Source organism: Virgibacillus sp. NKC19-16, assembly GCF_021560035.1.
GTDB classification, from domain to species: domain Bacteria; phylum Bacillota; class Bacilli; order Bacillales; family Amphibacillaceae; genus Virgibacillus_L; species Virgibacillus_L salidurans.
Map to the genome: position 1 here is coordinate 1122824 of NZ_CP074373.1, position 17477 is coordinate 1140300.

General features: G+C 40.3%; 14 protein-coding genes. 13 read left to right on the forward strand and 1 reads right to left on the reverse strand.

Features of this window, described 5'->3' with window-relative positions; translation table 11 throughout:
* Nucleotides 1–26 precede the first annotated feature (26 nt).
* Entirely contained in the window at nt 27–719 is a 693-nt protein-coding gene (locus KFZ58_RS06010; RefSeq protein WP_235793894.1) for a FadR/GntR family transcriptional regulator, read from the reverse strand.
* 401 nt (nt 720–1120) lie between these two features.
* Between KFZ58_RS06010 and KFZ58_RS06015 the strand changes: the two genes are divergently transcribed.
* The 13 genes from KFZ58_RS06015 (at nt 1121) to KFZ58_RS06075 (ending at nt 17264) form a co-directional block, all read left to right on the forward strand.
* Nucleotides 1121–1438, forward strand: a complete 318-nt coding sequence (locus tag KFZ58_RS06015) for a YhdT family protein (RefSeq protein ID WP_235793895.1) — start codon at nt 1121–1123, stop codon at nt 1436–1438.
* Nucleotides 1435–2904: a sodium/pantothenate symporter gene (panF, locus tag KFZ58_RS06020; protein ID WP_235793896.1), complete on the forward strand. Its 1470-nt coding sequence runs from the start codon at nt 1435–1437 to the stop codon at nt 2902–2904. Before KFZ58_RS06015 ends, panF begins: the two co-directional genes overlap by 4 nt.
* Nucleotides 2905–3055: 151 nt before the next feature.
* The gene (locus tag KFZ58_RS06025; protein WP_235793897.1) at nt 3056–4531 is read left to right on the forward strand and encodes an amidase; all 1476 of its coding nucleotides are present in this window, start codon (nt 3056–3058) and stop codon (nt 4529–4531) included.
* A gap of 143 nt (nt 4532–4674) precedes the next feature.
* Nucleotides 4675–5742, forward strand: coding sequence for a tartrate dehydrogenase (locus KFZ58_RS06030; protein WP_235793898.1), 1068 nt, complete (start codon nt 4675–4677; stop codon nt 5740–5742).
* A gap of 5 nt (nt 5743–5747) precedes the next feature.
* Complete coding sequence (locus KFZ58_RS06035; RefSeq protein ID WP_235793899.1) at nt 5748–6497, forward strand: SDR family NAD(P)-dependent oxidoreductase; 750 nt, start codon at nt 5748–5750, stop codon at nt 6495–6497.
* 65 nt (nt 6498–6562) lie between these two features.
* Nucleotides 6563–8005 carry an aldehyde dehydrogenase family protein gene (locus tag KFZ58_RS06040; RefSeq protein ID WP_235793900.1) on the forward strand — a complete coding sequence of 481 codons (1443 nt, stop codon included), beginning with the start codon at nt 6563–6565 and terminating at the stop codon, nt 8003–8005.
* Nucleotides 8006–8331: 326 nt separating this feature from the next.
* Nucleotides 8332–9594, forward strand: coding sequence for a Zn-dependent hydrolase (locus KFZ58_RS06045; RefSeq protein ID WP_235793901.1), 1263 nt, complete (start codon nt 8332–8334; stop codon nt 9592–9594).
* Between the two features lie 30 nt (nt 9595–9624).
* Complete coding sequence (gene hydA / locus KFZ58_RS06050) at nt 9625–11046, forward strand: dihydropyrimidinase (protein ID WP_235793902.1); 1422 nt, start codon at nt 9625–9627, stop codon at nt 11044–11046.
* Nucleotides 11047–11437: 391 nt separating this feature from the next.
* A complete protein-coding gene (locus tag KFZ58_RS06055; RefSeq protein WP_235793903.1) occupies nt 11438–12811 on the forward strand; it encodes an NAD(P)-dependent oxidoreductase in 1374 nt (457 codons plus the stop codon).
* Between the two features lie 29 nt (nt 12812–12840).
* Nucleotides 12841–14109, forward strand: a complete 1269-nt coding sequence (gene preA / locus KFZ58_RS06060; protein ID WP_235793904.1) for an NAD-dependent dihydropyrimidine dehydrogenase subunit PreA — start codon at nt 12841–12843, stop codon at nt 14107–14109.
* A gap of 161 nt (nt 14110–14270) precedes the next feature.
* Nucleotides 14271–15743 carry an NCS1 family transporter gene (locus tag KFZ58_RS06065; RefSeq protein ID WP_235793905.1) on the forward strand — a complete coding sequence of 491 codons (1473 nt, stop codon included), beginning with the start codon at nt 14271–14273 and terminating at the stop codon, nt 15741–15743.
* A 21-nt stretch (nt 15744–15764) separates the two neighbouring features.
* Nucleotides 15765–16025 (forward strand): hypothetical protein, encoded by a 261-nt coding sequence (locus KFZ58_RS06070; protein ID WP_235793906.1) that lies wholly within the window; start codon nt 15765–15767, stop codon nt 16023–16025.
* Between the two features lie 3 nt (nt 16026–16028).
* Nucleotides 16029–17264, forward strand: a complete 1236-nt coding sequence (locus KFZ58_RS06075; protein WP_235793907.1) for a Zn-dependent hydrolase — start codon at nt 16029–16031, stop codon at nt 17262–17264.
* Nucleotides 17265–17477 lie beyond the last annotated feature (213 nt).

The following is a 17477-nucleotide window of genomic DNA, read 5'->3' on the forward strand; positions in this document are numbered from 1 at the left end:
ATTTAAATAGGATATTATTATAGTTACTATTCGATCATTTCCTCATTGTTTTTAATCATCTTTTCAACTAACTGGGTGGAGTTAAAATCGATGTTGCCGCGTAGTAATTCTAAATAATAGTGATGGGTTTTTAATGTTCGCTCAATATTACTTGAATGTTTGAAATGAATCATATTTGGCTTGATAATTTCATAAATTGTTTTTCCTATTTCTATGACAAATGGATTATTCGTTGTTTCTAGAACGGCATAATGGAATTCCAAATCAATATTAGCAAGTTTTTCAGGACTTAAGCTGGAATTCATTCTTTTTACTTGGGAGTGGTAAGCATCTTCAATATTTTTGATATTATTTGTTTCTGTAATGATCATGTTCATTAATAGAACCTCAAAGTGCTGGCGAAACTCTATAAGTTTTTCTATGTTATTGCTGTGCATAATTAAACTGAATATTAATGGATTTAATGTAAACTGGGAGAGGCTATTTGTTATAAACATGCCTTCACCACGTTTAATTTGTATTACACCAATAGCTTCTAGAATCTTTATTGATTCCCTAACAGGGGTTCTGCTCACTCCTAATTGTTCCATTAATTCCTTTTCAGTGGGTAATTTGTCACCTGGTTTTAAAGAACCATTAAGAAGATTATCTTTTATAATTAATACAATTTCTGAGGATATGGTTCGACTTAAGTTGATTTTTCCAAAGGATAATGTCATTTTCTTTCATCTCCTATAGGCTCATCTACAATGAGCGTGGTTATAATATACATTTAAAATATTTAGTAAATGCAACTTTTCTGTCATTTAATATTTACAATTAAAAAATATTTTGGTAGACTATGTACAATATACTACATCATACATAGTATGTAAATTCTTAAAATATACAATTCAGTAAACATAATCCATTAATCACTGGAATGAAAACGTTGTCAACGTAAATGGTTTTCTGATTGGAATTGGAAACGCGCTTATAAAGAAATTAAATCTACAAAGGAGTTGATATTCGAAAAGCGCGGATATTTTCCTGCCGAAAATTAACCAAAATACTAATAAACTGTTAAACTAAAAGATTATATCTCATTTTAATCATTTGCATTAGCGAAAGGAGTATTAATATGAAAAATAAAAGAAAGCAGGAATGGCGTTTTGCTATAGCTAACCGGGAAGCTCTGATCGGTTGCGCACTGGCTATCATTAATTTTATATGGTGGTATGGCTTTGCGTATGGACTGGGTTCGAAACCTCCTGAAGAATATACCTATATATTGGGATTCCCAGCATGGATATTTTTTAGTTTGATTTTGGGAACGCTTTTTATGTTTGCACTAGTATTTTTTGTTGTGAAATTTATGCTGACAGAAGTATCTTTGGAGGATGAGGATGAAAATGAAAAAGAGAATCAAGAAGAGGAAGATGAGGTGAGTAACATATGAATTGGGGTGTGGTGGTACCATTATTAATATTTTTAGCGATTATTTTTGTGGTTGGAATGTGGTCCAGCCGGCAATTAAATAAATCAGACGGCTTTCTCAGTGATTACTTTCTTGGGAGCCGTGAGTTTGGGGGATTGGTACTTGCCATGACCATGGTTGCAACTTATGGAAGTGCATCCAGTTTCTTAGGAGGACCGGGAGCAGCATATTCCATTGGATTTGGCTGGGTTTTGCTTGCCATGTCCCAGGTAGCAACGGGATATTTTGTGTTACTCGTGTTGGGAAAAAAGTTTGCGATCGTATCAAGAAGATATAATGCTGTTACGTTTATCGACTTTTTGAAGGAAAGATATAATAGTAAAACGGTTGTATTGTTGTCGGCTTTTAGTATTATCGTATTTATGTTTTCCGCAATGGCAGCTCAATGGGTAGGGGGAGCCTATCTTATCCAATCCCTAACAGGTATTAGTTATATAGGTGCTTTGTTTATTTTCACGGTATCTGTTTTGATATATGTCATTATCGGTGGTTTTCGTGCTGTAGTAATCACAGATACGATTCAAGGTATTGTCATGTTTTTTGGTACTATCGTATTGCTTATTGCTGTCATCATTGCAGGGGGAGGATTATCCAACGTCTTTTCTGATTTGGTATCCATTAACCCAAATTTGATTACACCTTTTGGAAATGATGGTTCATTATCTGCTGCTTATGTATCCTCTTACTGGATTCTTGTTGGTGTAGGTGTTGTTGCCTTACCACAAATTGCAGTAAGGGCGATGTCCTACAAAGATTCCAAATCCATGCACAGAGCAATCATGATTGGGACTGTAGTGGTAGGAACGATTATACTTGGCATGCACTTGATTGGGGTGTTTGCACGACCAATCATGCCAGGAATTGATGTGGCGGATCAGGTTATTCCACTCGTTGCGTTGGAAGTCTTACCACCATGGCTTGCGGGTATCATACTTGCTGCACCTTTGGCAGCGATTATGTCCACTGTTGACTCGCTTTTGTTGCTAGTTAGTTCGTCGGTGGTTAAGGACGTTTACATAAATTATGTCAAACCAAAAGCAACAATAAAACAAGTAAAAAATGTCAGTATGAGTGTGACAGCAGTAATTGGGATTGTTGCTTTCCTACTAGCTATCAGTCCACCAGATTTATTAATATTTTTAAACTTATTTGCGTTTGGCGGTTTGCAAGCAGCGTTTATGTGGCCGTTTATTATGGGCTTATACTGGAAGCATGCTAATAAAACCGGTGCGATTGCATCCATGATTACAGGCATTGGTTCTTATATAGCCATACACTTATATAATCAGGCTTATGGGGATTTATTCGGTGTACATGCCGTTACGGTTCCTGTATTCCTTTCATTAATTGTATTTGTCGTATTTAGTTTGATATTTAAGCAGGAAGCATATGAATTTCCAACTCGAAACATTAAAAAAGAAGCATAGGAACATATAATTTCAGCAGGGATTTTTATTAAACAATAGACTTGCAGAAAACAATTTAATAAGAATGAGAAAAGATTTCTGTAATGGAAGCAAAGAATGATAGAGTCGAATCGAACATAAAAACTGTACCAACAATGAGGGAGTGACGTTTGTGGGTTTAGCGATGAACTGGAATGAATGGTCTAAACTTGATGCCATGGGACTTGCCGAATTAGTACGAAAAGGTGAAATTACTCCACAAGAAGTGGCAAGCCAGGTTGCAAAGGGGGTCAAGGAATTAAATCCTCAAATTGGCGCTGTCATTGAGATTTTTGATGATGTAGTCGATGCCCCCTTGAGTGATGGAATGAACCCCGATGGAGTTTTTGCGGGAGTACCTTTTTTCATGAAGGATCTGGGGCCTACCCTTAAAGGAAGGTTACAGGAAAGGGGTTCGCTGCTCATGGAAGGGAATCGGTCTGCGGCTGATAGCTTTCTGACAAAACAAATTCGACAGGCCGGTCTAAACATTATTGGGCGTACGACAACACCGGAGTTTGGGCTCTGTAGTTCTGCAGAGAATCCAAAAGTTTATATTACGAGGAATCCTTGGGATCTTGATTATACAACCTGTGGTTCCTCAGCCGGGACCGCAGCTTCCGTCGCAGCAGGAATCATTCCAATTTCCCATGCCACAGACGGGGGTGGATCGATTCGAATTCCTGCAGGCGTAAATGGCAATATCGGATTGAAACCGTCACGCGGTGTTTTTTCGGGAGCCCCTAACAGTTCGGATCTGATGAATGTTGTTTCTGCGCAAGGGTGTCATACCCGTACGATACGTGATACTGCTGCCTTTGTCGATCATTGCAGGGGAGGGGCACCTGGTGAGTTTATGCCTTATTGGACCCCGCAGGAGCCATACTCCGAGGTGATAAAGCGGGATCCGAAAAAACTTCGCATTGCCGTTTCTCATGAGTGGGGTGATTATAAAGCCACACCGCATATTGTGTCAGAACTGAAGAAGACGGCTGATTACCTTGAAGGGCTTGGACATTATGTTGAATGGGTTGTACCGGATCTTGATCTTCACGCTTCTTATGAGGCACAGACAGCATCCTATATTATGAAGTTTTCTCAAACTATTTCAGATATACTCGAGAAAAAGAACATGGAACATCCGCCAGCAGATCTCATTGAATCCATGTGTATAAGGGTCTGGGAGGAAGGCCGCTTTGCCTTCTATACGGACCGTGTCAAAATGGAGACAATGTTTAACGAAATTTCCAGAAAGATGGCAGCATTCTTTGAAGATTGGGATATAGTCCTTACGCCGACGATGGCCAAACCCACACCATTGATTGGTGCGACCGAGTATCTGACTATTAGTGATAATCCTTCTGTTTATGATTGGTTTGAAAATCTGTGGAGTATTTTTTCCTATACGCCAATTGCCAATATTTGTGGACTGCCAGGGATCTCCTTACCGATGGCTGAACTAGAGAATGGATTGCCACTTGGAATGCATATGCTCGCCCCTCAGGGAGAAGATGGCTTGCTTCTGCAGTTGGGTGCACAGATTGAGCGCGAATTGAATGGAAACTGGAATCACGGACGAAAACCAGCAAATTATGTAACTAATATTTAATCGTGCTGGAATTCTGTTTTGAGTTAAGAAATAAGAGAAATATAGATAAAAAATATATTTATAGCCACAGAAATAACATTGAGGATAACAGCATGATAGATATTTTGCATAAATGTACAGTCAGAAAAAAGGATGATTTTTAAATGAAAGTATATAAGGTTGCAGTATTACCCGGGGATGGAATTGGCCCTGATGTGATGAAGGAAGCATTAAAAGTATTGAAAACGTTATCCGAGATAGATTCCACGTTCACTTATGAAACAACGGAATTTAATTGGAATACGGATCATTATGTGAAACACGGATTAATGATGCCTGAAAATGGCCTCGAACAACTAGAAGAATTTGACAATATCTTATTCGGGGCTGTTGGTGATTCAAGGGTACCGGAGCATATTCCGATATGGGAGCTGATCATGCCTATCCGTAAAAACTTTCAGCAGTACATCAATTTCAGGCCGATAAAATTGCTAAAAGGATTGGAAACCCGATTAAAACAGGAAAGAGATATAGATTTTGTGATTATACGGGAAAATGCGGAAGGGGAATATTCTACTGCCGGCGGGAAGATGTATCAGGGAGAATCGCGGGAGCTCGCTGTACAGAACACGATCATGACACGGGAAGGGATTTCCAGGGTTGCAGCATATGCATTTCAGTATGCAAAGGAACATCAGCTACGGAAAGTAACCAATGCTACTAAATCAAATGCTATCATACATACGATGACATTATGGGACAAGGTTGTTGAGGAGATAGCAAATGACTTTGAGGCTATTTCCTATGAAAAATACTATGTAGATGCGATTGCTGCTTTGTTTGTGGAACGTCCCGAAAATTTTCAGCTGGTACTTGCTTCCAATCTGTTTGGAGATATATTGTCGGATCTAGGTTCAGCCATTGCTGGAGGATTGGGTGTCGCGCCATCTGCAAATATCAATCCTAACGGGGAATTCCCTTCCATGTTTGAGCCGGTACATGGGTCTGCTCCTGACATAGCAGGAAAAGGGGTTGCTAATCCAATTGCGCAAATCTGGTCCTTAGCCTTAATGCTGCAGAATTTTGGCCGCTCTGATCTGCATGATAAAGTTCTTTTTTCTATAGAAGATGTATTGGAAGAAAAGAAAACACTTACACCAGATATTGGAGGAAAAGCAACTACAGGACAAGTCGGGGATGCGATCGTAAACAAACTTAAAAAAAGGATGTGATTTTCATGACATTTGAAAACAAAACCTTCATTGTTACCGGTGCAGGTGGAGGTATGGGGAAGGAAACAGTTAAACTTTTGCTGGATAACGGCGCAAATGTAGTTGGTTGTGACCTTCATACAGATAATCTTTCGAAATATGAAGATACGAATAAATTTTTAGCATTCCAAGGGGATTTATTGGATGAAGATACTGTAAAAGATATTTTTAAAGTAACAGCTAATCAATTTGGAGATATTGACGGGTTGGTTAATATAGCAGGTATTGCGCAAAGTGCCACACCTATTGATGAAGTTAGTTTGGATGAATGGCATAACATTATGGATATTAATATGACTATGATGTTTCTAACTTGTCGTGAAGCCTCTGTATATATGAAGGGAAAGAAACAAGGTAGTATTGTGAATATTGGCTCGGTATCTGTCACCAGACCAAGACCGGGTTTACAATCCTATGTTGCTTCAAAAGGTGCGGTAGAGGCTTTCTCCAAGGCTTTGGCACTGGAACTGGCTCCAAATCAGATTAATGTAAATGTGCTTCATCCCGGTCCGTCCGATACGACGATGCTCGGTCAATTTTCAGCGGAGGGTGCAAGTGTGGACGATACCAGGAAGGAAATTTTCGAAAAAAGTGTCCCCCTTGGAAGCCTACTAACACCAAAAAATATTGCTGATTCTATTAAATATCTGCTTTCCGATGAAGCAAAAATGATCACAGGTGCCGTTTTACATGTTGATGGTGGGCGGAATATATGATTTTGCTTATGACAAGACGGGTCAAAGATGAAGTTCAACTATAGCGAATAGTATGGAGGGGTTTAATGGAACGGTTTAAACTGTATATAAACGGAAATTGGACCAACAGTAAAAATGGAGAGCATATCGATGTGAAAAATCCATCCAGTGGAAACGTATTTGCCAGTATCCCCAGAGGAACACAGGAGGATGTAGATGATGCTGTGAATGCAGCCAGTGACGCTTTTCTAAGTGACGCTTGGAGAAGCGTTAAACCTCATGAACGAGGCGATCTTTTATTTGACATTGCAGAGAAAATGAAATCTGACAGGGATGAACTAGCAAAACTGGAATCCATGGATGTCGGGAAACCATTGTCTCAGGCATATGCCGATGTGGATGCTGCGATTCGGTATTTCCGATTTTATGGCGGAGCGGCAGATAAAGTCATGGGTGATACGATCCCTATTGAAGATGGTCTTCTGGATTATGTCGTGCGTGAGCCGTTAGGGGTTACCGCGCATATTGTGCCATGGAATTATCCGTTGCAGATTATTTCAAGGAGTGTTGCCGCAGCTATTGCAATGGGGAATACCGTGGTAGTGAAAAGTGCGGAGGATACGCCGATGACGGCGATGCGTTTGACAGCGTTTTTTGATGAACTGGATTTGCCTGCAGGTGTGTTTAATCATATAACGGGGTTTGGGTATGAAGCCGGAGCAGCATTATCTTCTCACCCGTTAATTAATCATGTGACATTTACCGGATCGGTAGGGACGGGTATTACGGTTGGACAGGCAGCTATGGCGAATGTAGTTCCTTCTACATTGGAACTTGGCGGTAAATCACCAAACATTGTTTTTGCTGATTGTGATATCGATAAAACCGTAGAGGGAGTTGTTCGGGCTATTATTCAAAATGCCGGTCAAACCTGCTCGGCCGGTGCCAGACTTTTAGTGGAAGACTCATTTAAAAACGAATTCCTACAGAAAGTGGTGGAGAAGTTTGAAAGTTTAACCGTTGGAGCAGGAATGGATGATAAACATCTTGGACCTATATTGAATGAAAAACAATATAATCATGTACTAGGTTTAATTGAACAGGCGAAAAAAGAAGCTTCCGTTGTGGCAGGTGGGAACCCGGTAACTGTAGAAGGATATGAAGGCGGTTTTTACGTGCAGCCAACGATTATTGATGGGGTAAGCAAGGACAGCAAGCTGGCCCAAGAAGAGATTTTTGGCCCGGTATTGACGGTGTTTACATTTAAGGATGAGGCAGAAGCGCTGGATTTGGCCAACAGCACGGATTACGGGTTGGTTACCGGCATTTGGACGCAGGATATCAGTCGTGCACATTACCTGGCAAGCAGAATTGATTCCGGACAAGTTTTTATCAATAATTATGGTGCCGGCGGTGGTGTGCAGATGCCATTTGGCGGTTATAAAAAGAGTGGTATTGGTCGGGAAAAAGGATGGATTGCGCTTTATAATTATACACAGGTAAAGAATGTTGCGGTGAAATATAATTGAGGTTGGGACATAATTAGCTAAAAAAGGCTCTGATCATCGGATTCTGATGGTCGGAGTCTTTTTTCAGTTTGTCTTATTTGGTAAGAAAAGGCCCAGCTTTCATACCATAGCTGAGATCGGATTTTGAGATATTTTGTATATATGTGAATACTTGTCATTATGTTATATGTAATTGATTTATTTTTAACAATCTGTCTAGTGTGGTGAAGAATTTCTACAGTTATAATATTATTATCTAAATAGATTATATTTAGCAAATATTATGTATTCATAACTATCCGATGTAAGATAATCCCGATTAACTACAAATAGGAGGGATGACAAAAGTGAATATCAATCTAAAGCGAATGTTAAACGATTTTTCAACGATTGTTAGCTTTACAAGGACTCCGAATAATGGTTGTACACGATTTTCTTACAGCTATGAGGATCGCCAAACGAGAGAATATCTTATTTCGCAAATGAAGGATCTTGATCTCTCGATAAAAGTGGATGCCGTTGGAAATATCAGAGCTAAGTATGGGATGGAAATTAAAAAAACCTCTATCATGATCGGTTCTCATATTGATACCGTAGAAAATGGAGGGAAATATGATGGACTGTCCGGTGTTTTGGTAGCCCTGGAGATAATTCGAGTTCTAAAAGAAGAACAGGTAGCGATAAGCCACCCGATCGAATTGATTATTTTTGCCGAGGAGGAGGGATCTAATTTTGGCGTTACGATGCTGGGTAGCAAGGTATTAACTGGGAAGTATGGAACAGCAGATCTCAAAAGGATTAAAAATGGAGAAGGAGTATCCGCTTATGATATTGCAAAAAGCTTTGGTCTTAGTGTAGATCATGTCGAAAAGGATGTTCTTGAAAACGAAGAAGTCGATGCAATGATTGAGCTACATATTGAACAAGGAGCAGTGTTGGAGACACAGAATAAATCGGTTGGTATTGTGCAAGCAATTGCAGGAATGAAAACGTTCAAAATTAATTTGGAAGGCGATTCCAATCATGCAGGGACAACGCCAATGGATTTGAGACAGGATCCAATGGCAGGAGCAGCAACGATCATTTCACATATTCGACAGGTAGCAAAAACGCAAGCCCTACCTACAACAGTCGCCACTGTTGGAAAAATAATCTGTCAGCCGAATATGCCGAATGTCATTCCTCAGCGCGTGGAATTTTTTGTGGATGTGAGGGATGTGGACTCTGAGGGGATTGATCTGATTGCCAACGCTTTGACTGAAAAAGTAAATGCCGTGACTACTGAAGATAATCTTCAGGGGAAGATTGAATTGATTGGTGAATCGAATCCTGTCAAACTATCTTCTAGAATCACTCATGCTATTGAAGAAACAGCAAGCGAATATGGTTATAATTATATGAGAATGAATAGTGGCGCCGTTCATGACGCGGCGATGATGACTGATTTAACAGATGTAGGGATGATTTTTATTCCGAGTATGGAAGGAAAAAGTCATTCCCCTGACGAATATACAAGGCAAGAGGATATCAAATCGGGAGGTGATTTATTACTACAGGTGATAGAAAAATTGGCTGTGAAGACAAAGGAAACAAATCAGACATCAAGATAGGTGCTCACAAAAATTAAAAGGAGGATATATATGCGTACTTTAATTAAAAATGGAACAATTCTAACCGCTATCGACGAATTTATTGGAGATATATTAATAGAGGATGAAAAGATAACCGCTGTTGGGGAACAATTAGAGGCGACGGTTGTCGAAATAGTAGATGCGAAAGGAAAATATGTCCTTCCAGGCGGAGTTGATCAACATGTCCATTATTCCTTTGAGTTTAAAGGTGAGCGGGTAAGAGGATTTGAAACCTCGCATGCCGCTGTTGCCGGTGGAACCACAACTGTTGTTGAATTTGTCAATCAAGAAGAGGGCAAGGGGATGGCGGATAGCATCTTTGATATGGATAAGAATGAAGTATCTGACCAGGCCATGGCGGATTATTCGTACCATGCTGTCGTATGTGATCCAGTGGATAAGACATTTGAAGAAATTGCCGATTTGCCCAATAGGGGTATTTCTACTGTGAAATTGTTTATGGCTTATAAAGGTATGCCGATACACAGTGATGATGAGGCGCTTTACAAAGCATTAAAAGCTGCAAAAGAAGCTGGTGTCACAGTAATGGTTCATTGTGAGAATGCTGATGTTATTGATCTTCTTCAAAAGGATCTCGTAGCTGAAGGTAAGACAGACCCGTATTACCATGCAGTTTCAAGGCCAGCACGGGTGGAACTGGAAGCTACCCAACGGGTGATCAATCTGGCGGCTATGGTAGGAGCTCCAGTTTACATTGTTCATGTTACAGCTAAGAGTGTGATGGAAGCCATCCGATCCGCAAAAAACGAAGGTCTTCCGGTATATGGCGAAACATGTGTCCAATATCTAATGCTTGATGAGAATGATTTAGCTAAGCCTAATTTTGAAGGAGCTAAATATGTGATGTCGCCAGCTTTACGAACGAAGGACGACCAAGAAGCATTATGGAAGGCTGTTGATAATGGCTGGCTAAACGCGATCAGTACAGATCATTGCGGATTTGACTGGGAATCACAGAAACATATGGGTGCTGATGACTTTACCAATATCCCAAATGGCGCACCAGGTGTAGAAAATCGCTTGGGCATCCTTTGGACATATGGAGTTAATACTGGAAAGCTATCCAGACAACGATTTGTTGATTTATTTGCAACAACACCAGCTAAGAATATGGGATTAGACCATTGTAAGGGACATATAGGTGTTGGCATGGATGCGGATATTGTCTTATATGACCCTAATGTATCATCGATTATTTCAAATGAGAACAGTCTGCATGGTGTGGACTATAGTTCGTTTGAAGGGTACAAACAGGAAGGTAAAGTAGATAAAGTATTCCTCCGAGGTAAGCTCATGGTCGACGACGGTGAATTTATTGGTGAAAAAGGCGACGGAAAGTTTATTCATGGAGAACCGTTCGCCCTTTGTTTTGATGATATAAAATCCACGAAAGAACTAAAGGGTGTATGAAATTAAGTATAACTCTATCATTATAATCATAATGGTCGAGATAAAATAGTAATGAAGCTAACCAGCATTTCGATTGTATATTATATTAGGGATAGAAACTAAATGACATACCATAATAGTTTCTATTCTTGATATAATTACGTTTTCAAATGTAATCATATATGACTGAATATATAGTAAACGGGTAAAAAAACGTGAGTATTAGATTATTAATCTATGTAATAATAACATTAAATGATAGCGCTTTCTATAATTTGTCGAAAACTTTGTGCTTCATATTTTAGGAGGTGATTTCTGGATCAATAATATGTTTTTATAGCGGGATGAGAGCTGAAAAGGATTTGGTGTGGTGATTGTTTTTTAACTGATGAACCATGAAAGGAGGATAATCATGGGAAATTTATTTCAAAATTTAGTGCCGAATGAGGCCTTAGAAAAAAACTTTGCGGAGTCTAAACCAAGTTATAATGCACAAGAGGCGCTTGATGAAGCAAATCGCTGTTTATATTGTTACGATGCACCTTGTATAACAGCTTGTCCAACTGGAATTGATATCCCCACTTTTATTAAAAAAATTGCGTCCGGAAATTTAAAAGGTTCGGCAACAACCATTATGGAGGAAAATCCCATCGGTGCAAGCTGTGCACGTGTATGTCCAACGGAGGAATTATGTGAGGGCGCTTGTGTACTTAATGATTCTACAAAACCGATTATGATTGGTGACCTGCAGCGCTTTGCAACAGATTGGGCGATCAAAAATGAACAAGTATTGTTTAAAGCTGGAAGGAAGAACGGGAAACGAATTGCGATTGTTGGCAGTGGTCCAGCAGGTTTATCAGCAGCCCGAGAGCTAGGGCGACTAGGATATGAGGTGACAGTTTTTGAAGCTAAAGATGAAGCTGGGGGGTTAGACACCCATGGTATTGTGCCATTCCGTCTTCCAAAGGATATTTCATTATGGGAGGTGGAACAGGTTGAAAGTTTAGGTGTTGAAATTCGTACAAATACCGAAGTTGGTAAAGATGTTTTCGCAGCAGACCTTGTTAGTGCTTATGATTCCGTCATACTTACTGCAGGAATGTCAAAGGTGCCGATGTTAGGCATTGATGGCGAAGATTTAGAAGGCATTTATGATGCGATTGATTTAGTTGAGGAAACGAAGAATGAAAATTATTCGACCGAATTTATTGGAAAGCGTGTAGCAGTCATTGGGGCAGGAAATACAGCGGTCGATGGTGCGACAACTTCGGTAAGACTTGGTGCTGATAATGTTAAAATACTCTACCGGCGGACAGAAGCGGAAATGTCAGCATATGACTTTGAATACGAATTTGCCAAACAGGATGGCGTTGAATTCAGATGGTTAGTTACACCTAAGCGCTTGATCGGTGACGGTAGTGGAAATGTAAAGCAGATGGAATGTGTTCACATGGAATTAAAAGAGGCAGAATCTGATGGCCGTATGCGACCAGTAGAAATCGAAGGATCTGAATTTTTAATGGATATTGATATTGTGGTTAAAGCAATCGGTCAGACGCGGCATCACCAGTTAATCGATGAATTTGAGCTGGAACATTCTGATGGTGTTGTGAAGGTGGATAATGAGACATATCTTACTTCGAACCCAAAAGTTTATGCTGCAGGAGATGTGGTTTTTGAAAAAGGCGTTGGTGAAGCAATGGCAGTATCTGCTGCACAGCAGGGGAAAGAAGCGGCATATTCCATACATCAACAATTAAAAGATACGGAAATGGAGAACGTATAAAAAAGATTTCGAATGATTGGAGGATGAATATGGCTGAGATTAGTATCAATTTTGCAGGGATTAAATCTCCCAACCCGTATTGGCTCGCATCTGCACCGCCAACGAATACTGGTTATCAAGTGCAACGTGCGTTTGAAGCTGGATGGGGCGGGGCTGTATGGAAGACGCTTTGTGAGCCAGTGTTGAACGTTACCTCACGTTTTGGAGCACATCACTTTAATGGTCAGCGGGTTGCTGGTTTTAACAACATTGAATTAGTATCCGATCGGCCTATTGAGGAGAATTTAAAAGAAATATATGAAACGAAGAAACTTTTTCCGGATCATCCCATAATTGCTTCGGTAATGGTAGAACCAGAGCGGGATAAGTGGCATGAAATTATAAAACGAGTTCAAGACGTAGGGGTAGATGGGTTTGAGTTAAATCTTGGCTGCCCACATGGTATGTCTGAACGGGGAATGGGAGCAGCGGTGGGCCAGCATCCAGATTTAGTTGAAAAATCAACCCTGTATGCGAAGGAAGTCGCTGAAGTACCAGTCATCACTAAACTAACACCGAATATTACAGACATAACGGCGACTGCAAGAGCTGCAGAACGTGGTGGAGCCGATGCCATAAGTATGATCAACACGATCAATAGTTTAATAGGTGTAGATATTGATACATGGAATCCAACACCTAATGTGAATGGAAAGGCTGCCCATGGTGGCTACTGTGGCCCGGCGGTTAAACCAATTGCTCTTAATATGGTTGGAGAATGTGCACGTCAGCCGGATATTAATATCCCAATTTCGGGAATAGGTGGTATTTCAACATGGCAGGACACTATTGAGTTTATGTTGATGGGGTCCGGGGGTGTACAGGTATGTACAGCTGCCATGCATCATGGGTTCAGTATTATCGATGATTTGACCGAGGGATTAAGTAATTACTTGGATGATAAGGGAATTGATTCTGTAGAGGAACTGGTTGGAAAATCAGTTGAAAAATATTCAGATTGGAGCGACTTGGATTTAAATCATCAGACGGTTGCTCGTATCAATAATGATATTTGTATTAATTGTAATAAGTGTCATATTGCTTGTGAGGACACTGCCCACCAGTGTATTGATATGCTCGTTGATGAAAATGGTAATGATTATTTGCAAGTTAGGGAGGATGAATGTGTCGGATGTAACCTTTGTTCAATCGTTTGTCCGGTTGAAGGGGCAATCGATATGATAGATCTTAAGCCAACCGAACCGCCAATGTCCTGGAATAATCGACAGGCGGCTTTGCAAGTGATGAATAGTAAATAACTGTTATGAATTTACTAGTTACGTATATAAGTATATAACTAAAAAAAGAAAAGGTGGAGGGATTCGTTGAGTTAAAGTTATTAATCGAGGAGTAAGCTGTTTTGATGGTTTGGAAAATCAAACAGCTTCACCATCCTCAATAAACCAAAAGGGGACGAAAAATGGGAAAGACCAATAAAGGAAACTCGTACCTAAAGTCACCGGACTTGCTTCCAATTAGTTACAACCATAGGAAGATAGGAGTAATGGGATTTTTTGCAATGTGGGTTGGGATGGCCATACTTTTGGCAACCTTTGATATTGGCGCTTCCGGAGTTCAAAGTATTTCCTTGCCCTGGGTAGTACTAGCAACATTGATAGGTTGTGTTGCAGTTGGCGGTTTTATTTCACTTGTCGGGGATATAGGGGTTGAACATGGCTTGTCTTTTCCAGTTTATATGCGGGCACCATTTGGCATAGTAGGTACACACATCCCTTCCCTGGCAAGAGCAATTACTGCATCATTTTGGTTTGGATTAAATACGTATTTCGGTTCAACCGCAATCAACTCGATTATCAATACCTTTAATTCAGGATTTGATAACTGGTTGTTATGTTATATCATATTTGCCCTTGTTCAGTTGATCAATACCGCCTCTGGTATTAAATGGGTAGAAAGATTTGCTGATTTTGCTGCTCCAATCATTATTATTCTGTCTTTAGTTATCTATCATACCCTGACAACAGATATCGCAGCGCAGGGAGGCGATGTCTGGGCATGGGCAGCGAGTCCGGTTACGGGTGGAGCAGCGGTTACTGCGTTTATGGTTGTTATTTTTGCCAATATGGGTTTCTGGGCGACGTTAGGATGTGATATACCGACCATATCACGGTTTTTTAAAGCACCTAAACATGAAAGAAATTGGTTTAAACGGAACCGAACGAATTTAATCGGCAGTCTGATCGCGATGCCATTGACGGAGACATTTATGATAATGATTGGTGCGGCAGCCTTTATGGTTGCAGGTATCTCCAATCCGGTTATTGCACTGCAGGAGACGGCTTCAGGTTGGATGCTTGCTATATTGCTTCTAATGATTGTACTGACGCAGTGGTCAACAAACACGGCTGCGAATATTGTACCTGCAGCAGCTATTTTTTCAAATGTGCTAGGGCCAAAAGTATCAAATATGGTGGCGGTATTTATTGTAGGAATAGTAGGGACGATTATTCAGCCATGGAGTGTCTATGAAATATTAACACAGGCTTTGTTATTCTTTGGGGCTGTTTTATCAGCGATCAGCGGGATTCTCGTTGTTGATTATTATCTGTTACGAAAAAGAAGGGTTAATGTGCAGGAACTTTATCGGCATGAGGGTCAATTCAAATTTCACGGTGGTGTTAACATAGTGGGGTTTATTGCCTGGGTGATTGGCGGTGCTGTTGCTATTTTGTTCTTGGATTATTCATTTATCGTCGGCTTTGTCATAGCAGGAGCAATCTACTATTTGTTGTCTAAATATTGGTACTTCAAAAAGTTTCCGCAAGCGGAAATAGAAGATCCGAGTGATGAGAAATATCTGGGAATCACTGTTGGACGTGATTGGGTGATTAATGAAGATAGTGAAAATGATCAGGAAGAAGTGATAGGATAATGGATAAGGAGGGGGATATCATTGTCAAGCCATGTTGATTTTCTAACAGAAAAACTCCAAGTTGATGATCTGGTCAAAAAAGGATACATTATGACCGGTTCAAAAGGCACGCTTGATGGAGATGTGGTTGAATTTGAGAATAAAACGACGTTTGATAAAAAAACAATGCTTTTAACTAACCCAGATAGCCGAAAGTATTATACGACGCTGTATATCAAGCAACTATCGAACAGCAAAATAAGCGCAAAAAAAGGATTAGAGAGAATGAATGGGAGGAAATAAGTGGTGGAAAAGCAAAAAGTACTTATTAATGGAGAACGGCTAAAAAATACCGTAGAAGAGTTCGCTGATTTCGGGAGGACTGAAAACAATGGCGTTACACGTTTAGCATTATCCGAAATAGACCTTAAAGTCAGGAAGCATTTCAAGTCCGAGTGTGAAAAGCTTGGAATGACAGTCGTGTGGGATGATATGGCTAATATGTATGCTACATTGCAGGGAATAGATGAAGATGCGTTACCGGTGGTTATGGGGTCCCATTTGGATTCGGTCGAAAGGGGTGGAAGGTTTGACGGGGTGCTTGGTGTATTGACAGGACTAGAAGTAGTTCGAACGCTCGTGGAACATGACATCAAACCCCAAGTCCCTATTGTAGTCGCCAATATTACCAATGAAGAGGGAGCACGATTTGAACCCGCGATGATGTGTTCCGGTGTGCTTTCCGGCTGGTTTGATAAATCGACCATGTTGCAGGTTGCAGACCCGAATGGGATGACGTTTGGGGAAGCACTTAAAAACAGCGGATTTGAAGGAAAGGAAGAAAATCGTTTAACAAACGCTCAAGCTTTTTTAGAACTGCACATTGAACAAGGACCTGTTTTAGAAAGCGAATCACTGCAGATTGGTGTCGTTGAAGGTGTAGTTGGCATGGTCAATTATGAAATCGAAGTAACGGGTGACTCCGACCATGCGGGTACAACACCAATGCCAATGCGTAAAGATGCCTTGTTTGCCGCTAACAATTTAATTACCGAAATACGTGAGAAAATGAATAAATTGGATGATCGTTTGGTCTATACGATGGGTAGGATAAATGTAAGCCCAAATATCCATACCGTCATCCCCAATAAGGTAGTGTTCACCCTGGAGGCACGTCATCAGGAAGCCGAAACACTTCGCCAGGTAGAAGAAATCGTTGAAGGCCTGACGGATTCTGCAGGCAAAGAAGCGTGTGAAGTGAAAACAATTAAGCAATGGGACCGGATTACGGTATGGTTTGATGAACAACTCGTAAATACAGTGGAACAATCGGCGAAAAGTATGGGATATTCCTATAAACGCATGGTAAGCGGCGCAGGCCATGACGCGCAGTTTATTTCAACTTATATTCCAACCGCCATGCTCTTTATACCGAGTATAAACGGGAAGAGCCATGCGGAAGATGAGCTAACACCTTGGGAGGATTGTGAAAACGGCGTGAATGTTATTTTGCAGACGGTTTTAGGTTTGGCAGTGGAGTAAATTAACTGGATTAGTGGCAAAGGCTTGAGAGAAATCTATTCTGATAGATTTCTCTCAAGCTTTTTCAATAAAAGATGACTCTTAATTTCAAAAGTGAATTTGAGTCATCTTTTTTATATCCTTCTGTAGTTTAACTGAAAATAGAAAGATTCTCAGTGGCATTGTGCTTACTTAGTTTTTAAAAAGATGTTTAAAACTCTTAGCGTGTTAGAA